The sequence below is a fragment of the Dawidia soli genome, from assembly GCF_018598185.1.
GTDB classification, from domain to species: Bacteria; Bacteroidota; Bacteroidia; order Cytophagales; family Cyclobacteriaceae; genus Ohtaekwangia; species Ohtaekwangia soli.
Window position 1 is genome coordinate 23,874 of the sequence record NZ_JAHESC010000031.1, and the last position, 22,355, is coordinate 46,228.

The window sequence follows — 22,355 nt, forward strand, 5'->3', positions numbered from 1 at the left end:
GTTTGACAGGCTGAAACCCGGCGCCGACGCTTAAATTTACATTCGATATATATTGTCACCGTCCATTTCCGGATGTTTTTGTCCGACAGAGGACGCACATCATCAGGGCTTATCAGCCTCCGCCTCATTCGGATTCAACGCCTCTTCACTCCCTGCTTTCATCATCAACCGCTGCGTCGGCAACGCAAAGTCTACGCCCAACGCCTGCAAACGCTCAAAGATCGCCAGGTTGATCTGCTGCTGAATGTCCATGTACTTATTAAAATCAGAACTGAGCACAAAATATACGATCTCAAAGTTCAGGCTCCAGTCTTTATAGGTTGCAAAGTGCGCACGATCAAACCGTGTGTCGGCCTGCGCTTCTACAATAGCCTTTAAGATGCCGGGGATCTCCTTTACTTTCTCCAACGTCGTGGCGTACGATATGTTGATATTAAACACAACCCGTCTCAGGTTTTGTGTTTTGAAATTATGAATGCGCGCGTTCATGAGGTTGGAGTTGCCGATCACCAGCTGCTCACCGCTCAAACTGCGAATGCGCGTAGTCTTCAAGCCTATATATTCTACCGAACCCATTTTGTCGTCTACGACAATAAAGTCGCCTACCTCAAACGGCCGATCGAAAAAGATCACAAAATAGTTGAACAGGTCACCCAGGATATTCTGAGCGGCCAGCGCGATGGCTATACCGCCGATGCCGAGCCCGGTGATGATCGTCGTCACGTTGTAGCCCAGGTTGTCGATCAGAAAGACCGCGCCCAGGATCCAGACGACAATATTAATGATCACCATCAAGCCACCCAGCTGCTTGATCTTCTCGTCACCTTTCTCCTGCCGGCGAATATGGTTTTGAAGCACCAGCAGAATGATGGAGGATATTAGCCGTAACACAAAGAACGTAATAACTACGGCCGTGGCAATGCGCAGTACATTATCGGCCTTCGGCGTCAGCTCCAGGTAACTGATGCCCGAGTAGATGATGAAATAATACAACGCCGGCAGCGCAAAGCGTTCCACACTTCGTATGATAAAGTCATCGTTGGTCGTTCTGGTAGCGTTCGCCCACTTCTCCAGCCTGCGGAGCAACGTGCCTTTAAAGATGCGTACAGCCAGCGTGCCGACTATAATAATCGCCAGGGCAATGAGATAATCCTGTACGGTGTTGTGCCAGTACTCGCGTGCCAGTAACTCGTTCATAATAGAAGTCTTATCGTTGAAACTACCTGCTATCGGAAATAATTATTGTGCCCGCCGTCCGCATGCGGTGGGAACAAATTCGGATTTGTGAACCAGACAGCGAACGGGCGGGGAACAATTTCACCAGTCGATCGAAAAGCGCTGTGGAATCGTTGACACAGGGTTGTGGAGCATTTTCGTCAGCCTGTAATGGCCAATAACTGTTTGATCATCGTGATATACTCGTTATAATCGTAAGGCTTTGACATAAATGTAGCCGCGCCCAGTGCCTTCGACTCGCTGGCAAGCTCGTGACCATCGTGCGTAGAGTATATCACGACGGGAATGTGTTTATAGTCGTCGCTCGCCTTGATCTCCTTTAATACTTCGGTACCCTTCTTACGCGGCATGTTCTGATCCAACAGGATCAACGCCGGGTATGCATCGCGTCGCTGTTTTGTTGCCAGGAACGGCATTACCTCACTGCCCTCTTCGAGCATCACAAGCTGACATTCTTTCTCTACTTCCTGGAATATTTCTGCAAAGACGGCGCGATCATACTGATCGTCCTCGCATAGCAATACGTACTTCGGCATACATTACTGTTTAATCGGAATAACAAGTTCAAATAATGCGCCTTGTCCCTCGGCACCGGAGCCGCGTACCAGCCCCTGATGTATATCGATCACCTTTTTTACGATGGCCAGGCCAATGCCCGAACCCTCGTATTTATCCTTGGGATTGATACGATGGAACAATACGAATATTTTTTCCCTGAATTCCTCATTAAATCCTATGCCATTGTCGCGGAAGGTGCATAGACAGAAAGGACCATTGGGGTCGGCAGCGGCCGTAAACGATTTTTCGGACAGGCGGGTAGCCGTAATAGTAATATGTGGCGGCACGCCGTCGCGTGCAAACTTGAGAGAGTTGCTGATGAGGTTTTGGAATACCTGGCGGATGAGATTCGGTATAACTTCCATGTCCGGGAACCGGCCGATGGTAATAACGGCTTTCTTTTCTTTGATCAACAGCTCGTAGTCGTCCTGTATATCTTTCAACATGGCGTTGATATCCGTGAGACGGAAGTCGCCGCGGTCGGGGGAGATCTTGGAGAAGTTCAGGATATTGGTGATCATCGCCCGCATCCGCTCAGACGATGAAGCAATGGCATCCAGGTAAAAGTGCGCCTTCTCCGGCAGTTGATCGCGGAACTGGCTGCTGACCATGCGCGAGAACATGACCATTTTGCGGATCGGCTCCTGCAGGTCGTGCGACGCCACCGAGGCAAACTGCTTGAGGTCGTTGTTGCTCAGGCGAAGGGCCTCGTTTACCTCTTCCAGCTCGCGGGTGCGGCTGGCCACTTTTTCTTCCAGCAGTTTATTCAGGCTCTTCTGCTCGTGAATGTCCACGGAGGTGATAACCCAGTTGACAATTGCACCGGCACGGTTCTTCCGCGGATTGGCGCGCAACAGGTTCCAGCGGTATTCACCGCCCTGTACCAACAGCCGCAGCTCGAGCGTAAACTCTTCGGCCCGGTTCAATGACTGACGCCAGGTCTCTAAAAAGACATCGATGTGCTGCGGGTGTATAACCGTACGCCAGCCCTTCGCCAGGATCTCGTCTGTGGACAAGCCGGTATATTGCTCGAACTGACGATTGACAAAGGTAATATTGCCCATCTCGTCTGTCATCCAGACAATAAGCGGCATGGACTCAGCCAGGAACTTGCGTTCGGCTTGCGAGTTGGCAATCGCTTGCTCGGCTTGTTTGAGCTGTGTGATATCGAGCATCGAGCCGATCATCCGGCAAGGTGAGCCGAGCTCGTCTTTCATGATCGTGGCCTGATCGAGAATGTCGAGATACTCACCATCGGCCCGTTGAAACCGGTACTCTGTGGACCAACGCTGGCTATTCTGATTGATCGCTCTATACAGCGTCTGCTGTACGCGGTCTTTGTCGTCGGGGTGGATCTTATCGGCCCAGGTAGTGCGGGTGAATTTTTCGCGTACCATGTCATACCCGAAGACGTTGTAAAACGTGTCGCTCCACCAGGCTTCGTTCTGCACAAAGTCCCATTCCCAAATGGCATCGATGGTCGTGGTGGCAATGGTCTTAAAGCGTTGTTCGCTTTTCGAAAGCTCCAGGGTACGCTCGCGCACCTTATTCTCGAGGTCGGTGTTGAGCTCCTTCAAGCTGTCTTTGGCGCGGACCAACTCGGCATAACTCTTGCGCAGCTTGTCTTCGGCCACCTTCTTCTGCGTAATGTCCGCGAACGTCATCACCAGGCCGTCTTCCATGCGAATGGCGTTTACCTGATACCAGCGCCGTGTATGGTTCAGGTAAAAGTCCTGCTGCATGGGTACATTGTGTTCTACCACGTACTGCATTTCCTGGAACAGCTCGTCGCTGACCAACTGGGGCAGGTCTTTGCGCACCGAGCTTCCCTTCAGATCTTCCGTGGTACCGAGCAGCGACCCGGCCATATAGTTCGAGGTTTCGACGACAAAGTCGAGTATATTCTGCTCCACGCTGCGTACACACTTCAGCGCCAGGATGGCGCCCGGGCTGACATTAAATACCGCGCCGATAAAGGTGCTCAGATGCTTGACCAGCGACACGTCGACAAACGATATAACAACGCCCGCCTGTTTCTCTTCGTTAGAAAGGTACGGCATCATGCGCATGAGCAGGTTGCGACCGTTTGCCAGCAGCAACTCGCGCTCTAACGTCTGGTTGGATTCCTGCACCGCTTGCAGATCCTGCGCCAGGTTGTCATATCGGAAATTTGTCGAGAAGTGTGTAATAGGCCGTCCGATGTCGCTTTCGATGAGGTTGATCATCTTTGCCGAGGCCGGGTTAAACTTGCGTATGCTCAGACCTTCGTCCAGGAAGATCTGTCCGAAGTCGCTGCTGCGGAAATAGTTGTTCAGGTCGTCATTCAGCTCGGACAATTCCTGGATACGGAGCTGATACTCCGTATTGAGGGTGTGGAGCTCTTCGTTTACAGATTGGAGCTCTTCGTTGCTGCTTTGCAACTCTTCGTTTGCGGTCAGCAGTTCTTCGTTCGAGCTTTGCAGCTCCTCGTTGATCGTCTCGGTATTCTCGACGGTCACCTGCAGATTATACCGCACTTTCTGCAGGTCCACCTCCAGCGACCGGATATAGTCGCTGGTAAATTTATCGGTCGAGTCGAGGTCGGGGATCACGGGCGGCAGGGCGCCGGGTGGCGTCTGATGCTGACGGAGTACGACCAGTGTCAATCGGCTGGGTACATCTACCTTGGCGGGCACGATGAGGACATCCAGTAAATACTCCATTTCGCCGCGTTGAAATTTCAGGTCGCGCAGCAACACCCGCTGATTGGTCTTCCATACCTTGCGCACCTCCAGGCTCAACATCGGGGCGAGGTTGAGCGGCAACATTTCCAGCAGGTTAAACACCAGCTCGCGTGGCGGCAGGGACAGAACACCGTTGTAATCGCCCACGGTCTTGACGATCTCAAACTCGTCGTTGATATAACAGCCCACGTAGCCGAACTCGCGACTGATCTCCTGCTGAAAGAATTTTGAATAGCTGTCTGCGCTCCGGCCGACGGCGGCATTCTCTGCATCCGGGTAGCTGCTCTTGCGTTGCGATATATCCATCAGGTGCCGGCTGCTGAGCGGAGCTTCGTATTCCTTGCGGTAGATCTTGGCCTTTGCGTCGACGTCTGCCAGGTATTTGTCGATCGTTATCGGCGACTCGCTCGAGCCAAGGAACAAATAACTCTGCCGCTTCAGCGCATATAGCAGAATGGGGAACAGCTTTTCCTGCAGCGACCGCGTCATGTAGATCAGCATGTTGCGGCAACTCACCAGGTCGTTCTTGACAAACGGCGCTTCGTTGGTAATGTCGTGCTTAACGAAAATGATCTGCTTGCGGATATGCGGCAGGATCTGATAGCTATTATTGTTCTTGGTGAAATATTTTTCGAGCAGGTCTTGGCTGACGTCCGCTTCGATGGAAGACGGGTATATCCCTTTGTTGGCAATGTTGATGCTTCGGTCGTCTATGTCCGTGGCGAAGATCTTTACCAGCAGTTCTTTCTTCTGCTTTTCTTGGGCCTCGTTAATGAGTATGGCCAGGGAGAGCGCTTCTTCGCCCGTGCTACACGCCACTACCCACACCTTCAATATATCGCCGTTCTCTTTCGACGCCACCAGTGGATTGATCACTTCGCGGGCCAGTACCTGAAAGGCCTCTTTGTCGCGGAAGAACTTCGTGACACCGATCAGGAAGTCGTTGCTCAACGCCCGGCATTCTTGTGGCGACTGGCGCAGCACCTCCAGGTAGCCCTCAAGCGTACCGTGGTTTCCCTTGGAGATGCGATTATAGATACGCCGCAGCAATGTGGGCGTTTTATAGTAATGAAAGTTAAAGCCCACCTCCTCGTGAATAAGCTGGAAGATCTCGTCCAGTGCTTTATTCTCCAACAGGTTGTTGGTGTTCAGATACGACAGGCTGGTCTGCATGTGGAACAGGATCTCCTCCGGCATCTGCGACGGTGACAATATTACCCGTGCATGGCCCGCCTGGATTGCGCTGATGGGCATGCCATCAAACTGCGCGGTTTTCGGGTCCTGCACCAACACCAGACCACCGGCGTCTTTAATGGCTTCAATGCCGCGCGTGCCATCGGAGCCCGTGCCCGAGAGGATCACACCGATGCTTTTATCTTTTCGCTCGCGGGCCAGCGATTGCAGGAATACGTCAATAGCATTGTTGGGCACCTTCAGGGGTACCTCTTTCTTTTCGACCGTGAGGCTATCACCGTGCATCGTCAATGCCCGGTTGCTGGGAATGATGTATACACAGTTCGGCTCCACCCGCATGCCGTCTACGGCTTCATATACCGCCATCTTCGTATGGCGGGTAATGATCTCGGCCAGCAGGCTTTTGTGATCGGGCGACAGGTGCTGGATCACCACGAAAGAACAATCGGGCGACGCCGGCATGTTGTCGAAGAACTCGTTGATCGCTTCGAGTCCTCCGGCCGAGGCACCTATCCCTACTATAAAGTGATTCGTTTCGCGGGCCATGGAAGCGTCTATACGTTATTTGGTCCGGGTCGTGCTGAATTCATACAGGAAGTTGCGCAGTACCTCTGCCAACAGCAGCTCTTCCCGGCGCCACCCTGCCGAGCGCCCGGTGACGGTCTGTTGCCAGATCTTAAAGGAATTGCGCGGATGATACGACTTACCGTCGCTTTCAAACTGTATACGTTCGTCGGGGTTGCCACCCCATTGCAGCGTCTCGATCACCTCGGGTCGGAACAACAGCAGGAAGTCGTGCCGGCGCGGGTCGATAAGCAAGCACAGCAGGCCGCTGCAGGTGCTCCGGTAGTGTTCCGCCACATCGTGTACCGACGAGAGCGAGGTAGTATGGTAGATCCCTTTAATGTCCTGTACGCTCAGCCACAACGCCAGCTCCTGCAGGTCTTCCTCCGACGGTGTTTTACCCCAGGTACGCGTCAGTCCGTTGCGGATAATGGCCAGTCCGTCGGCCTCAAAGAGCTCGGCAATGCGGCCGGTCTTTACCATGGTGTCGTCGGGGTTGCCCGACGCATAGATCTCCTTCACCAGCGTGGTATACTTTTCCTTCAGGCTCTGGTCGAACTGGTAGTTATTCTTGTTCACCAGCAGCGACAGCTTGGCCGAGATCGCCGCCGAAAGCATTTCCAGCACAGAACACATCTGGAACGACAGCTGCCGCGGGGTGCGGTGATGGCACGCCATAAGACCCCACAGCTCGTTGTCTTTCATGATGCGGATAGACATGGAAGCACTCACGCCCATATTCCGAAGATATTCCACGTGCACCGTGGCGACGCTGCGCAGGTTGCAATCAAACAAGTCGATGAAAGCACCGGTCAGGGAATTGATGACGGGATATAGCCGCACGGGTTGCGCATCGCGGTCGGGTATATAGCGATAGGGATTTCTCTTATAAAGTTCCCGCGCCTGGCGCGGGATGTCAGACGCCGGAAAGGTAATGCCCAGGTATACCTCCATGCCCGGCTCGAGCACCTCGGCCACCACCGTGCCGTTCCAGTCTTCGTCGAACTGGTATACCATGATCTTGTCAAAGCCGGAAACTTTCTTGATCTCGGCCACCACGATCTGCCACAGGCCGGTGATGGAGTCGGCAGACTCGATCCGGCTCATGGCGTATTTCAACTCATGGTATACATTGGCAAAACTGGACTGCTCGCCGGTCTGAAAGCCGGGTATTTCGATCTCGGCAATGAGATATGTTTCTTTGGCGTGCCAAAGCACGAAATGCTCGCCGCCGCGAATGTTCCATTGATCGGGCAGCGGGTTGGCAAATGCCGCGGTAAGTTTCTGTTGAATCTTTTCCACAGTCCCCTGCGATATGTACCGGGTCAGCGGGGCATCGATCATCTCCCCGACCGGCTCGTCAAAAACGAGATGACTGTTCTCGCTTGCCTGGATGACGTTAAAGCTCTTGCGATCAATGACCAGCAAGACGCCGTAAGGCTGGATATGGTTGGTTAGGTGAATGGGTAAGCTTCCACAAAGCTCGGAGTCATAATTCTTCATGTACACAGTAAACTAATATGTCCAGGAAAGTCAAAGGTATTGATTCATACCACTACCTGAGATACCACCCGAAGGAAATTATTTATATTTCACAGATATACCGTGTAGGGAATTTCCGGGCATGGTTTTTTACTATACTTTCTCTTGTAGCTACACTTCGTGTATTTACTCCCTGAAAACCCGGATCGATCCATATCCTCATCGTTATATCCCGTGTATCTTTCGTAGCTTGTTTATCTTGCCGGCAGGCGGTACAGAACTTAACGGAGACCGAATTATGCAAAAACACTACAAAGTAATCGTGATCGGCTCGGGCCAGGGTGGCAACCCCCTGGCCAAGCGCCTCGCGGAGGCAGGGTGGAAAACCTGCCTGATCGAACAACGGTGGGTCGGCGGCACCTGTGTAAACGACGGCTGCACGGCCACCAAAACCATGATCGCCTCCGCCCAGGCGGCAGACCTCACCGCCCATGCGAAAGCCCTGGGCGTCGACATCGATGGCTATAGCGTCAACCTGCCCGCCATTGTCGAGCGTAAAAACAAGATCGTATTCCAGTCGCGCGACGGCCTCGAGCAAAAGCTGCAAGCCACTGATCACCTGGACCTGGTCTATGGCACCGCTACATTTACCGGGCGCAAAACGGTGTCCGTTACGTTGCGTGATGGCACCACTGCCGCGTATGCCGCCGATTTTATATTTATCAACACCGGCGTGCGCCCCGCCATACCCCGGATCGAAGGCCTGGACACCGTAGGGTACCTGACCTCGACCACCATTCTCGACCTGAAAGTACTACCCGAACATTTGCTCGTCGTCGGCAGTGGCTACATCGGCCTGGAGTTAGGACAGATGTTCCGGCGGTTCGGCAGCCGCGTAACATTGATCGATCCACATTCGCGCCTGCTGCCACGCGAAGATGCCGACATCGCCGACACGCTCAAGACCATCCTGGAAAACGAGGGCATTACGCTTTACTCCTCCAGCAAACTGCGGCGCGTACAGCCCGATGGCGACGGTGTTATCGCCACGATCGACAAGCATGGCACCGAGGTCACCGTTAAAGCATCGCACCTGCTGATGGCTACCGGCCGCACACCCAACACCGATGCCCTGAACCTGGCGGCTGCCGGTGTGGAGACCGACGACAAAGGTTACATCAAAACAGACGAGGCCCTCGAGACTACCGCGCCGGGCGTGTATGCCCTGGGTGATGTAAAGGGCGGTCCGGCGTTCACCCATATATCCTATAACGATTACCTGATACTGTTTAATAATGTGCGACACGGCCATCGCGACCGTGTCACCGGCCGGCTGGTGCCGTACTGCATCTTTACCGACCCCCCGCTGGGCCGGGTAGGATTGACTGAACAGGAAGCACGCGAGAAAGGATTGAACGTCGAAATTGCCACCCTTCCCATGTCGCGCGTAGCCCGCGCAAACGAAGTGGGCCGCGCGGCCGGTTTGATGAAAGCCGTCGTTGATCGTGAGACAAAACAGATCCTGGGCGCCGCGGTACTCGGCAATGAGGGTGGCGAGATCGTGACGATCTTACAGGTGGCCATGATGGGTGGTTTGACCTACGAAGCACTCCGCGACGGTATCTTTGCACACCCCACGTACGCCGAGTCGCTCAATAATCTTTTTGCCGGCATCGGCCGATAGGCATAAAAAAGGCCACAGCGTGTGCTGTGGCCCGAACTACGAAGGGAAAATTTAAAAACGGTCCTATTTTGCTTTGCGTGTGCCCACAGGCGTGAGCTCTACCACTACGGGAAAGTGATCAGACGGGAAGCGACCGCCATAGTTGTCGGTCAGGATGCCGTACTTTTTCACATTGAATTGGCTGGTCACAAAGATGTGATCGATACGCACCTTGTTCGTGGTCGCTACATCAAAGCTGTTGAACGTACCGATGTTGGCCAGCTTGATAGGCGCCAGGTTGAACGAGTTACGCAACTTGCCGGACGCGACAATGGCGGCGAAGCCTTCGTGCTGCTCGTCGAAGTTGAAGTCGCCCGTCAGAACGACGGGGGCATCGCCGGCGATCTGGGCGATCTTTTCGGCAATCAGCTTACCACTTTCTTTGCGCGCCTGCACGCCGCGGTGGTCGAAGTGCGTGTTGAAGAAATAAAAACGCAAGCCTGTGGCCTTCTCTTCCAATTGTACCCACGTGCAGATGCGCGACAGCGCAGCATCCCAGCCCGGGCCCGGCTTGTCAGGTGTTTGTGACAGCCAGAAGTTACCTTTCTTCAGCAGCTTGAACTTATCCTTCTTATAAAACAACGCCGAAAACTCGCCTTTCTTCTCACCATCGTCCCTGCCGACGCCGGCATATTCATAGCCCGAAAGTTGCTGCATCAGTCCTTCAACCTGGTGGCTAAGCAATTCCTGACCGCCGAGCAGATCAAAATCGTGAAATTTTACCTGGTCGATAATAATGGGCAGGCGGTACTTCCACCGGTTAAGGCTGTCACCCGGATTGTCGTAGCGCATGTTGTATGTCGCTACGCGTAAGGTCTGTGCAAAGGTGTTGCCCGCCAGTATCAGCGCGAGCAACACCACGATCAATTTGTTCTTCATGGATTTGTTTTATACGTTCTCAGTACCATCCGGGATTCTGACCAAGCGCAGGGTTCATCAGAGAATCCGTTTCCGGGATCGGGTAAAGATAACGCTTGTCATCCCAATCTCCCTTGTCCACATTTGCCAGCCATGTAATTTCTCCGTACGTGTCATGAGACAAACGCTGGGGATTGTTCAGGTTGTTGATCTTTTCGCTTACGTTGATGTACATAACACCCTTCACGGGGTTGGCCGGCATCGTCTGGTAGAAACACACGTCCATCACGCCGTCTTCATTCAGGTCCATCGGCACATCGAGGGCGGGAACATAAAATCCGTTCCACGGCCGGAGCAACAGCTCACCCCGTTTCCACCGCACCAGGTCATAGAAGCGAAGTCCCTCCAATGCCAGCTCAATGCCACGCTCGCGGCGGATCTCGAGTAACACGGCGTCGTTGACAAGAGGGAAATATACATCACGCATATATTCGTCCGCCATCGTGGGCAAGGCTGTCAGGCCACCGGTAATGCCCGCGCGACGCCGCAATGCTCCTACGGTCGTTGCCCAATCGTCCGGGGTGAGCGCACCGAGCTCGGCGCGTGCTTCTGCATAGTTCAACAGCACCTCGGCGTACCGCAGCAGCGTAACAGAGTTGTCATTGCGGGTGCCGCCGTCGTAATAGGTGTCATCGAGTGTCCACTTGATGGGTTGATAACCGGTGTAAGTATAAGAGAACACCGGCGGTGCCGCCTCGCGTTTGCCGGCGTTGACACGTGTGTAGTTTCCCATGCGGATGGTTTGCTGCAGGCGTTTGTCACGGCCTTTTACCTCGTCCGCAAACACCATGGTTTCATGGTCGGGCCGATCGGTAAAGGGCGTGCCGTCTTCCATCAGGTACGTGTTGATGAACGTGCGGGTGAAGCTCACGCGCGAGCCGTACGTAGCGCTGGTCCAATACCAGTTGGCGTCGTTGAGTACGCTCAGGTTTGCATCTGCTGTGGCGGCCAGCATCACTTCGGTAGCGATCGGCGTACGCGAAGTAAACACCTGACGGTAGGATGCTGTCGGGCCGCCCGCTTCGTTCAGCGTATAATCACCTTTATCCATCACCTTTTTGGCGGCGCCGGCCGCTTCTTCCAGCCATTTCGCAACGGTGCCGCTCAGGCCATACTCGGTGTGATACTTGCGGAACGTTCCTTCAAACAGGCAAACCCGTGACTTGAATCCGTACACTACGTAGCGCGTTACCGTGCTGCGGCTGTTATCGGCTGTCTCGCGCACATGTGCGGTGGCATAATCCAGGTCGGCCAGTACAGAGTCCATGACGAGGGTACGCGGGTCGCGGCTATTATACAGATCCGAATCGTCGATCGTCATCGTTTTATTGATCCACGGCACATCGCCAAAACGTTTTACCTTGTCGAAGTAGAACATGGCGCGGAAGAACCGTGCCAGGCCTACGTAGTGCTGACGCGCTTCCTCGGAAACGCCGGGCGTCGACAGGGCATTTTCAAGAAAGAAATTGATGTTACGCAGGGCACGCCAGTCCCAACCAGTACTCTGGCGTGGCCCATACGCTCCATCGCGCAAAAAGTCGGGTATTTGCGTACGGGCAGCAAAGTCTGACATATCGTCGCCCCGCACCTGGTTGTTGGCCGTGGGCAGAATGCTATAGTCGGGGTTTGTCAGCGGTACGTAAAATGAATTAGTATATACTTCGAGACCCTTCTCGCTGTTAAACACGGCTTCGCGGGTAGTCGTTGCCTCGGGCGTTTGCTCCAGGTCGCATGCGCCCAGCAGCGCGCTCAGGAGTACGATAGACCAATATTGTTTTTTCATGGTGATACGCATTTAAGATCTTAGAAAGTGACAACCAAACCTGCTGTATAGCTTTTCAATATCGGGTAGTTGTTACCATTACCGGCATTGCTCGTCGTCAGCACCTTGTCGGAGGGACCGATGCTTTCCACGTCGATATCGCGGGTGAGGCGGTACAGCGGCGACCACGTCCACAGGTTCTCGCCGGTAACGTAAATGCGGGCGTTGGACGCGCTGATCTTTTCCACCAGCGACTTCGGCAGCGTATAGCTCAACTGCACGTTCTTTAACCGGATATACGCTACGTTCTGCAGGTACTTGGTCTGCTTCACGCCCAGCTCACGCCAGTCGGACTGTGCTGCGTAACCCCGCATGCGTGGGAAATAGCCATACGGCTTATCTTCTGTCCAGTAGTTGCCGACGATATACTCCGGCGTACCGTTGTACGGACGGTTGTACGGCCCCCAGAAAGCGTCGGCCTCCGTGCCCGGCCACCAGTCCTGCTTGCCCACGCCCTGGAAGAAACCCGACAAGGCAAAGTTGTTCCACGTTGCTCCCAACATGATACCGTAGGTATAGCGGGCTTTCGAATTACCGATCACGCGCATGTCGCCGGGCTTGTTCGCCGTGGCGGTACCGTTGTCGATCTTGTTGTTGCCGTCCAGGTCGCGGAACTTGATGTCGCCCGGCAGGGTCTTGCCGCTTGTAGAAGATTTGATCAGCGTCTGGTCCGCATGGGTGCGAATGTCTTCGTCAGACGCAAAGAATCCTTCTGTTTCATAGCCCCAGATCTCGCCCAGCTTCTGACCTTCGTAGTAGTCGATCAGCTTTTTATCGGGGTTGTTATACTTTTCGATGACAGACTGGTTGTCGGCCAGCGTCAGGCGTACAATGTATCCCAATGTTTTGGAGCCGACGTTGACCTCGTCGTTCCAGTTCAGTACCACTTCCCAGCCGGTGGTCTTCAGGTCGGCATAGTTCCCTTTCGGTATATCGGTTCCAAAAACAGCAGGCAGGGTCCTGCCTACGGTGAACATATCGGTGGTCTTACGAATATATGCGTCGGCGCTTAGCGTCAACCGGTTTCGTACCATCGACAGATCGAGGCCGATGTTCTGCGTGGTGGACGTCTCCCAGGTAAGGCCGTCGGGCAATACGTTGGGCTGAGATGTATACGGAGGTTTTACACCACCCAACGCCAGGTTTGCCTGACGAATAGCGAACTTTTCCTGAAACGCATACGAAGCGATGCTACCGTTACCCAATGAACCGTACGATGCGCGCAGCTTCAGATCTGAAATAAGATTGGGCGACACCTTCCAGAACGATTCGTTCGAGACACGCCAGCCGGCCGACACCGATGGGAAGAAGGCAAAGCGCTCGTTTGTGGGGAACTTGGAAGATCCGTCGTAACGGCCGTTCACTTCCAACAGGTATTTGTCGTTGTAGTGGTAGTTCAGCCGGAAGAATCCGCCCAGGACATTCCACTTGTCCCAGCCACCGATGGTCGTGTAGGACTGACCCAGGGCCAGGTTAATGTCCTCCACACCATCATAGATCAGACCGTTGCGCTGTGCCGACAAACCTTCCAGCGCAGATTGCTCGTAGTTGTAACCGATCAATCCTTTTACATAGTGTTTTTCGTTGTACGTATTCTCGTATTCCGCGTAGATGTTGGTGGCGATGTATTGCGTCACGCTGTTGGCCACGCGTATATCGTTGGTAGCCGTACCGACATACTCGATCACCCCGGGGCGTCTGCTATACGGCACCGGTACGCGAAGGGTCTTGCGTGCCGAATCGGTGTTCTGATACGTAAAGTTACCCTTGACGCGAAATTTCTTATCAAAGAATTCGGCGGTAAACCCGGTGGTATTGCGCAACACACGGTTCTTCATATCGATGCCGTTCTTGCCAAACCAGAAGTCACCCACGGTATAGGCCGCGGAATATGTCAGCGTACCGTCGGGGTTGAACATCGGCGACATGACGTGGCCTTCGTCGGCAATGTTACGCCAGATGCTGCCCCCCTCGCCCGTGTTGAGCGGGTTGTGGTATTTCATGTCGGAATACTGCGTATTGTTTTCCAGCTCCAGCCAGGGCGTTACCTGCACCGTTCCCTTCACACGGAAGTTATACATTTTGAAATCGTCCGAATTATAGCGGAAGAGCCCGTCTTGCTTGAAGTAGCGGCCGGTTACATACAGGCTTGCCTTTTCGGTACTGCCGGAAATCGACAGGTTATGTTCCATGGCGGTAGTATGATCTTTATACAGCGCGTCATACCAGTCGGTGTTTCCGTAGTATACATACTCGCCGTTCGGGCCCACTTCTACTTTCGGCAGTGTGGGGTCTTCCGACCGGCGTTTCAATTCTGCCAGGTATTCGGGCGAGAACTTCAGCGTCTTGTTAACGTTCTGGGGTGTTTGCGAGTAGTCGTTCCACGCCGTCCATGCTTCGTTGAAGATCATGGCTTGTTGGTAACCATCGGTTACCAGGTCGGGAACCGCGGTCGGCTTCTTAGACGAAATGTTGGTGGTGTAATCGATCGTCATTTTGTTTACCGCCGGTCTCCTGGTAGTGATCAGCACCACGCCAAAGGCCGCCCGTGCGCCATAGATCGCCGCGGACGCGGCGTCCTTCAGCACCGATACGTTGGCGATGTCGCGTGGGTTCAACATGCGCGGATCGCCCTCCACACCGTCGATCAATACCAGTGCACCTCCGCCCTGACCGATCGAGGTCGTACCGCGGATGTTATAGGTGGGTGATTGAATAGGCTTGCCGTCTTCCGGCACAATGTTCAGGTTGGGGATCAATCCCTGCAGACCCTGCGACACATTGGCTACCGGCCGGTTCTCAAATACCTCGCCGTTCACCTGGTCGACTGAGCCGGTCAGGTTCCCCTTGCGCTCCGTACCATAACCGATCACCACAATTTCCTCCAGCGATTTAGAATCCGTCTTGAGCTGTACATCGATCGTGGTCTGTGTTCCGGCCACAACTTCAAACGTGGCGTAGCCGATAAACGTAAACTGAATGATGGCGTCGTCGGGTACCTTGAGCGAATACCGGCCGTCTGCATCCGTCGAGGTGCCGATGCTGGTACCTTTTACCATGACGTTTACGCCGGGCATAGACTCACCGGTGACGGCGTCTGTCACCTGCCCCGTAATCACGACATCGGTATACGACGTCGGTTCAACATACGCCGTGGGGCTTTTGGGCGAAACGGTGATGTTGTAATTGATCTGTTTGAATTTCAGGTCTGCCTGCCGGGACACGGCTCGCAGGATCTCGGCAATCGAAATATGAGAAGACTGAAATGTGAAACGTTTTTTAATTTTCCTTACCTGGCTGTTGTAGCCGAATACATAGTCCGTTTGTGTTTCGATGGCAGAGAAAACCTCTGTCAGGGCTACATCCTTCAGGTTTACGGAAATCTTTACCTCCTCCAGGTCCTGGCCGTTCGAAGGTGCCGCAAGCAAACATTGCATGGCAAGGGTGTGCCACACAAAAACATGGATCAGTTTTCTTGACACGGACATCAATATTTTGAGTAATTTCAAGCGCATGAATCAGGCTTTAAAGGTTTTACAATCTTTAGGGTCGGGCCCATCCCTGTTCCCGCAGCGATGGGCTTTTCTTTTTGAATGATGGTGGTTGTTTGGTCAGGCGTTTATCTCATAGGCATTTGTTAGTTGTTGTTACAGGGGTTTCCAGATAAAATAATGGTGCGGTTGTTGACAAAGCGATAGGTGATTCCCTGCATGAACTCCAATCCTTCCAGGATATTGACAAGCTGATCGCTTTTATACTTACCGCTTATCAGGCAATTTCCGAGGGCTTCCTGTTCCAGGGAGATCGTGACGCCATACCACTTTTCAAGGGTCTCGACCATCTCGCGGATCGGCGTGTTGTCGAGGTAAATAATGTCGTCCGTCCAGGCCAGGTAGCGTTCCAGGGCTACCGTCTGGCGGGTCAGGCTTGCGTCGGCCCGTGTATAGGTCGCCTGTTGCGCAGGCGCCAGCACCAGCCGCCGGCTGTCGTTCGCTTCCGGCTCAACCTGTACGCTACCAGTCTTTACCGTAACCTGCACGGTGGCTGCCGAAGCTTCGGCCCGTATATTAAAGGAGGTGCCAAGCACCGATGTTTTTAATCCTTGCGCGTGCACGATGAACGGGTGTTCCGGGTCGCGGTGCACATCAAAGAAAGCTTCACCCGTCAACTGCACCTCACGGGTGTCGGTCGTGAATTTTTCCGGATAGGTGATCTGACTCTGAGCATTCAGGCGCACGACCGAGCCGTCTGCCAGCGTAACGGTGGCCCGCTGGCCGCGAACAGTCTTTTGGGTGATATAGCGGGGTGACGGCTCTGCATCGAAGCGCGTATAGGCCAACCAGCCGAGTCCGAGCGCTACCACCACCGTAGCGGCTACGCGCAATACCATCGGCACGGCACGTCGCCATACGGAGAAGCCCGTCGCTTGCTCCTCCTCTATCTGGCGATTGAGCGATGTATAGATATCGAGCTTGATCCGTTCGCGTTCCGTCAGCCGCCACGACTCCTGCCAGGAGCCATCCTCCTGAAAGGTGGCAAAAAAACGATCCAACGACTGTCGTTCGGCCGCGGTGCATTTGCCCGCGAGGTAACGATCCAACAGTTTTAAAAATTCTTCCTTCGTCATGTATCCGTGTTTACACGCCCTATAGTATCGGGAACGCGTACATACACGGGCCATGAAAACACCAAATAATAGAATCATAATACCCGTAACCTGGGCATAACAAACCTGCGCGCATACCGGATGTTAGTGCAGCAAAAAGAAGATCAACAACAGGAAGGTATTTTCAATGGAATGCCGCAGATGTTTCAGTGCGTTGGAAATGTGCCACTCTACGGTGCGTGTGGAAAGATTGAGGCGTTGTGCGATCTCTTTATTAGAGAGTTGTTCAAAGCGGCTCAGGTAAAAGACATCGCGGCAGCGCTCCGGCAATTTACCGAGCGTTGTTTCCAGCAGCGCATCGAGCTCGGAAGCATGGAGCGATTCCTCTGTCGTGTTCAGGGCGTGGAGGTGTCCAAATTGTTCTACATGGATATCCAACAACTTGTCTTGTCGCAGTTGGCGCGCCACCTGAAACTTTACCGCCTGAAAGAGATATGCTGACAACAGGCGGATCTGCTGTGTATGGCGTTTTTTCCAGATGCTAAAAAATACCTCCTGCACAATGTCCTTGGCCGAATCCTCGTCGCGCAAAACGGTATACGCGGCCCGGTAGAGACTCTCCCAGTGCCTGAAATACAATTCATTAAACGCCTGGCGGCTATCCTGTTGCAGCAATAGCAACAGCTGCTCATCCGACTGAATATGTTGTTCCGGGGTCTCCATGACAATTCAGACGTCCAAATAACCCAAATAAAAACTATGGAGGGGCGAACGCCCTGTTAAGGATTTTTTAAACTTTCGGTGAGGCGTATCAATCGTTTGCTGCTGTCTTGCATTTGTATCCCAGGGCGGAGTTCCGATAGCTTTCATCGGGATGTGCCTGCATCGATCATTCCTGTTACGGAAGAGTCTCCGACTCCCGGAACATCCCACAAATTATTTCAACCACACACGTCAACATCCACAATCACATGTTCACACACCATACCTTATTTCTCACACCCCTTACTTCTAAGGTATTATATACTTCCAAAAATATATATCTGCTACTAATCGATTAAAAGGTAACCTATATCGCGCTCACCCTGTTTCTTCCCGTCTTATTCGGTATATTGTTTAGTAACCATAAACCGATACATGTTATGAAGAAGAAACTACTATTCATCGCTGTCTTTTCGTTGACAGCAACGTTGGGCATGGCCCAAATGAAAACGTACTGGACCAGGTCCTCAGAGCCTCCGTTGGAAAAGCCATTAGCTGCGCGACGCGCGACGCCATCGGCACACCAGGTGTTTGCCCTCGACTTCTTCGGCTTTCAACAAGAGGTGAACAAGGCGCCCATGCGGGGTCTGTCCGCCGGGCGGGCTGACCTCATCGTCAGCTTCCCTGATCCGCAAGGCACATTGAAACGTTATCGCGTGCTGGAAGCCTCGGTGCTGCACCCCGACTTAGCGGCAAAGTATCCCGGCATCAAATCGTATGCGGGCCAGGGCATCGACGAGCCCTCGGCGACCATCCGGTTCAGTGTGTCCAACCAAACGGGCTTTCACGGCATGGTGCTGTCGAGCGAGCAGGACCACATGTATTACATCGATCCTTATACCGAGGACCGATCGCTGTACACCGTATACCGCCGTGCCGATGTGGCCGACCGGGAGACGAGCTTTACGTGTTATACCGACGAAACCGATGCCGCGGGCCGCACGGCAACGCCGTACAGCACCAACGATCGCAAGCTGCGCAAGTACCGCCTCGCCTTGTCGTGTACAGCCGAGTATGGCAACCTGTTTGCCGGCACGGGTACCGACGCACAAAAGAAAGCCAACATTCTCGCGCAGATGAATGTGAGCATGACACGTGTGAATGGCATCTATGAGCGTGACCTGTCCATCACGATGGAGATCGTTCCGAACAACGACCTCATCATTTACCACGGCAGTACGACCGCCGACCCCTGGTCAAACGAGTGGAATACCAAAACACAACAAGTGATCGACGCTGCCATCGGCAACGCCAACTACGACATCGGCCACAATTTCAACACTACCGGCGGCGGCAACGCGGGGTGTATTGGTTGCGTGTGTACCACGGGCAGCAAGGGCCGCGGTTACACGGGCAGCTCCAACCCCACAGGCGACGCATTTGACATCGACTACGTCGCACACGAGATGGGTCACCAGTTTGGCGGGTATCATACGCAAAGCAACGCTTCCTGCCGAAGCGGCAGCGGCACGACCGAAGTAGAGCCTGGCAGCGGCAGTACCATTATGGGCTACGCGGGTATATGTCCTGCCAACGTACAGAATAATAGCGACGCCTATTTCCACTACGTAAACATCCGCGACATATCGGCCAACGTACAGTCGGGTAACAGCTCGGGTTGCGCGCAGGTCGTCAACCTGACCAACAACCCGCCGACGGCCAACGCCGGTTCCGACTACACCATTCCACGCTCGACGGCGTTCGTACTCCGCGGGCAGGGCACCGATCCGGACGGCGATGCGCTTACCTATACCTGGGAGCAAAACGACGCCGGCAACCCGAACTCCAACGCCGCGCCGACCTCCACACGCACGGTGGGCCCGATGTTCCGCTCGTGGGAGGGAACGACATCTCCCGACCGTTATTTCCCGCGTATCGCCGATGTCGTGGCAAACAACCTTACACCTACCTGGGAAGTTGTGCCGTCCGTGGCCCGCACCCTCAACTTTGCGTTGACCGTACGCGACAACAAAGCGGGCGGCGGCCAGACAGCAGAAGATCTCATGCGCGTGACGGTCAACGGCACGGCCGGGCCTTTTGTCGTATCGTTCCCCTCTGCCGCTACCACGTGGGCTGCCGGCAGCACACAAACGGTAACCTGGAACGTGGCGAGCACGAACGTAGCGCCTGTGAATTGCGCAAACGTAAACATTCTGCTTTCCACCGATGGCGGCTTTACCTATCCCACAACGCTTGTCGCCGGCACACCCAACGACGGCTCGCAGGCTATTACCGTTCCTGCCCTGGCGACCACCACGGCGCGCATTAAAGTCGAGGCAGCGGACAATATCTTTTATGATATCTCCAACACCAATTTTACCATCACAACAGGACCGGTGGTCTGTAATGCAACGACCCCCACGGGCCTGGCGGCATCCGGCGTTACTGCCTCGGGTGCAACCCTCAGCTGGAACGCCGTAACCAATGCTACTTACGATGTACAATATCGCGCCACCGGCGCCTCCGCCTGGACAACGGTATCGACCGGTGCCACGACGATCACGCTAAGTGCCCTGGCAGCGCAGACGACCTACGAGGCACAGGTGCGCAGCGTCTGCAGCTCGGCCACCTCGGCCTACAGCGCCTCGGTAAACTTTACCACGCTCGGCAGCGGTCCTACCTATTGCGCGTCGCGTGGCAACAGCGTGGCGGACGAATATATCGGCCGTGTACAGTTGGGCGCGATCAATAACCTGAGCGGTGCGAACGGCGGCTATGGCAATTTTACCAACCTGTCGGCAACCCTCAGCGCCGGTTCGGCTTATACCATTACGGTCACACCTGCCTGGACGGGCTCTACCTACAGCGAAGCGTATGCCGCGTGGATCGACTACAACCGCGACGGTGACTTTGCCGACAGCGGCGAGCGTATATGGTTCCGTAACGCCACGACGACAACCCCCGTGAGCGGATCGTTTACCGTGCCATCAACGGTTACGGCGGGCGCGACCCGTTTGCGTGTATCCATGAAATATAACGGTGTGCCGAGTTACTGCGAAACGTTTGCTTATGGCGAGGTGGAGGACTATACGGTCAATATCACCGGCGGCAGCGGCCTGGCGAAAACGGATCGTGGCGAGATCGTACTTCCGGAAGAGGCGACCGTATTGGCACACCGCATTTATCCGAACCCGGTAAAAGATCAGCTGACGCTGGAATTGGGAGAAGGCGTTGTCATTCGTACGTTGCAGATCAACAACCTGGCCGGCGCGGCGATGCCCTACACCCGGCAGGAGGAACGATCGGTGGATGTATCGTCGCTGCCCTCGGGTATGTATATACTTTCAGTGTCGACGGATAAGGGACTTATCCGGGAGAAATTTTTGAAGGAGTAGGCAGCAGGGACGGCGGACGGCGGCAAAGCTGTCGAAAAAGAAGAAGCCTCCCCTGAGCATGGGGAGGCTTCTGATTTTAAGAATTATATGCGAATCGAATTAGAACTTCACAACTTCTACTTTGTTGCTGGTTACGATCTCGAACGTCAGCGACTCGTTTGCGTCGAGCTTTGCCTGGCCCAGGTTGTATACCATGCCGAAGCTACCGGCTACTTCTACCATTTGTTCGTGCAGGATGGTCTGCTCACCTCTGTAGATCCTTACCAGAACATTTTCGCTACCGTTGTTCGCCAGGCTCACCAGGTATTTGTTCGGGTCAGCTTGCAGACGGGTAACTTTTACTACGCTGTTAACGTGGTTCTGTACGTAGTTTACTTTTTCTACCTGGCGACCGTTCTTGTCTTCCAGGATGATCGTGTATTGACCTTCTTCCAGCTGGCTGAAGTTATAGGGGCGGGAGAAAGAAGCTACATTGTTCAGTACTTCGTAGTAAACAAGCTTGTTGGCTTCGTTCACGATCGAGATCTTCACTTTACCAGTGCCGCTGGTTTTGTAGAACACAGTGTATGTGTTGGCATTCGACACTACAGACAGTACCGCAGGTGAATCGGCCAGTGCTACAACCGACATCAGGAGGGCAAATACAGAAACGGCGATCTTGGACTTCATATGTTGTTTTTGTGTTGTTTTGATGATACAAAGTTGCGAGGCTGCGCGCTGCCCTGCTTGTCAAAGCCGTTCTTACATGAATTCGTGTAAGAAAAAGTTAATTTCTCATGGATCAGGATTTTGTTTTATAAGCATTGCGGTATGGAAAACCGACAACGATTGTGTGTGCGGCCACACAAAAGGTCGTTGTTCATAGCCGCTTGTTTCGAAAGAAAATTCGGTCGGAAGAGACTTTTCAGGACGTTTTTAGAGGCGTTTTTTGTGCAAAAAGAGCCTTTTGCCTCCAAATCACCGCAACTATTTGGGCATGATTCGACCGCAAAGTGTCTGAATCATGCCCAAATTCTGCAAAAAACGCATGTTAGGATAAAAAACCTGAAAAAATAGGTGACCCATAAAACGATCTGCCCCTGCCAAAACGTTAATGATCATGACAGCGATCGCTGCCGGCTACTGGCTGGATTCATAAAGTATTTGAACAACGCCTGTAGTTCATGTCCCACTAAAAGAAAGGAGGTACCCATGTCTAGTCCCAAACACTTTTTATCGATCAAACGTACACTAACAATTTCCAGGTGTATCACGCATTGAGGGTTGGTTAACCTCTTGGAATTTTAGTTACGGATAAAATTTGAATGAGGATTTCTTGGAATCCCCGGTCTTGTTCCTGACCGGGGATTCTTTTTTTTCGTTTGCCCCGAGGAGTAGGTTGCCATAGGTTATATAGGGAGTAAGTATGGAGTAAGTACGGCTTTGATACGGG

At 53.6% G+C, this 22,355-nt stretch carries 12 protein-coding genes; 2 read left to right on the top strand and 10 right to left on the bottom strand.

The features are described from left to right. Positions 1-102: 102 nt before the first annotated feature. The 4 genes from KK078_RS19685 to KK078_RS19700 form a co-directional block, all read right to left on the bottom strand. A complete protein-coding gene (locus tag KK078_RS19685; RefSeq protein ID WP_254092025.1) occupies positions 103-1,197 on the bottom strand; it encodes a mechanosensitive ion channel family protein in 1,095 nt (364 codons plus the stop codon). Between the two features lie 179 nt (positions 1,198-1,376). Then, positions 1,377-1,772 carry a response regulator gene (locus tag KK078_RS19690; protein ID WP_254092026.1) on the bottom strand — a complete coding sequence of 132 codons (396 nt, stop codon included), beginning with the start codon at positions 1,770-1,772 and terminating at the stop codon, positions 1,377-1,379. A gap of 3 nt (positions 1,773-1,775) precedes the next feature. Next, on the bottom strand, positions 1,776-6,257 hold the full coding sequence (locus KK078_RS19695; protein WP_254092027.1) for a chemotaxis protein CheB: 4,482 nt from the start codon (positions 6,255-6,257) through the stop codon (positions 1,776-1,778). Positions 6,258-6,272: 15 nt separating this feature from the next. Further along, positions 6,273-7,778, bottom strand: a complete 1,506-nt coding sequence (locus KK078_RS19700) for a GAF domain-containing protein (RefSeq protein ID WP_254092028.1) — start codon at positions 7,776-7,778, stop codon at positions 6,273-6,275. A 277-nt stretch (positions 7,779-8,055) separates the two neighbouring features. Here KK078_RS19700 and KK078_RS19705 point away from each other — a divergent pair, with 277 nt between their 5' ends. Continuing rightward, entirely contained in the window at positions 8,056-9,441 is a 1,386-nt protein-coding gene (locus KK078_RS19705) for a mercuric reductase (protein WP_254092029.1), read from the top strand. 63 nt (positions 9,442-9,504) lie between these two features. Here KK078_RS19705 and KK078_RS19710 read toward each other — a convergent pair whose 3' ends face one another. From KK078_RS19710 to KK078_RS19730, 5 genes are all read right to left on the bottom strand, one after another. Beyond that, positions 9,505-10,359, bottom strand: a complete 855-nt coding sequence (locus tag KK078_RS19710; RefSeq protein WP_254092030.1) for an endonuclease/exonuclease/phosphatase family protein — start codon at positions 10,357-10,359, stop codon at positions 9,505-9,507. 19 nt (positions 10,360-10,378) lie between these two features. Further along, positions 10,379-12,181: a RagB/SusD family nutrient uptake outer membrane protein gene (locus KK078_RS19715; RefSeq protein WP_254092031.1), complete on the bottom strand. Its 1,803-nt coding sequence runs from the start codon at positions 12,179-12,181 to the stop codon at positions 10,379-10,381. Positions 12,182-12,201: 20 nt separating this feature from the next. Continuing rightward, entirely contained in the window at positions 12,202-15,702 is a 3,501-nt protein-coding gene (locus KK078_RS19720) for a SusC/RagA family TonB-linked outer membrane protein (protein WP_317195967.1), read from the bottom strand. Between the two features lie 155 nt (positions 15,703-15,857). Continuing rightward, positions 15,858-16,847 (bottom strand): FecR family protein, encoded by a 990-nt coding sequence (locus KK078_RS19725; protein ID WP_254092032.1) that lies wholly within the window; start codon positions 16,845-16,847, stop codon positions 15,858-15,860. 123 nt (positions 16,848-16,970) lie between these two features. Continuing rightward, complete coding sequence (locus tag KK078_RS19730; RefSeq protein ID WP_254092033.1) at positions 16,971-17,549, bottom strand: RNA polymerase sigma-70 factor; 579 nt, start codon at positions 17,547-17,549, stop codon at positions 16,971-16,973. A gap of 419 nt (positions 17,550-17,968) precedes the next feature. Here KK078_RS19730 and KK078_RS19735 point away from each other — a divergent pair, with 419 nt between their 5' ends. Further along, entirely contained in the window at positions 17,969-20,923 is a 2,955-nt protein-coding gene (locus tag KK078_RS19735; protein WP_254092034.1) for a reprolysin-like metallopeptidase, read from the top strand. Between the two features lie 99 nt (positions 20,924-21,022). Here the strand turns inward: KK078_RS19735 and KK078_RS19740 are convergent, their stop codons facing one another. Continuing rightward, positions 21,023-21,592: a hypothetical protein gene (locus KK078_RS19740; protein ID WP_254092035.1), complete on the bottom strand. Its 570-nt coding sequence runs from the start codon at positions 21,590-21,592 to the stop codon at positions 21,023-21,025. Positions 21,593-22,355 lie beyond the last annotated feature (763 nt).

Bases quoted from the DNA above. Each gene is read 5' to 3' on its own strand.
- KK078_RS19685 (WP_254092025.1), bottom strand. From the start codon at position 1,197: ATGAACGAGTTACTGGCACGCGAGTACTGGCACAACACCGTACAGGAT.
- KK078_RS19690 (WP_254092026.1), bottom strand. From the start codon at position 1,772: ATGCCGAAGTACGTATTGCTATGCGAGGACGATCAGTATGATCGCGCC.
- KK078_RS19695 (WP_254092027.1), bottom strand. From the start codon at position 6,257: ATGGCCCGCGAAACGAATCACTTTATAGTAGGGATAGGTGCCTCGGCC.
- KK078_RS19700 (WP_254092028.1), bottom strand. From the start codon at position 7,778: ATGAAGAATTATGACTCCGAGCTTTGTGGAAGCTTACCCATTCACCTA.
- KK078_RS19705 (WP_254092029.1), top strand. From the start codon at position 8,056: ATGCAAAAACACTACAAAGTAATCGTGATCGGCTCGGGCCAGGGTGGC.
- KK078_RS19710 (WP_254092030.1), bottom strand. From the start codon at position 10,359: ATGAAGAACAAATTGATCGTGGTGTTGCTCGCGCTGATACTGGCGGGC.
- KK078_RS19715 (WP_254092031.1), bottom strand. From the start codon at position 12,181: ATGAAAAAACAATATTGGTCTATCGTACTCCTGAGCGCGCTGCTGGGC.
- KK078_RS19725 (WP_254092032.1), bottom strand. From the start codon at position 16,847: ATGACGAAGGAAGAATTTTTAAAACTGTTGGATCGTTACCTCGCGGGC.
- KK078_RS19730 (WP_254092033.1), bottom strand. From the start codon at position 17,549: ATGGAGACCCCGGAACAACATATTCAGTCGGATGAGCAGCTGTTGCTA.
- KK078_RS19735 (WP_254092034.1), top strand. From the start codon at position 17,969: ATGAAGAAGAAACTACTATTCATCGCTGTCTTTTCGTTGACAGCAACG.
- KK078_RS19740 (WP_254092035.1), bottom strand. From the start codon at position 21,592: ATGAAGTCCAAGATCGCCGTTTCTGTATTTGCCCTCCTGATGTCGGTT.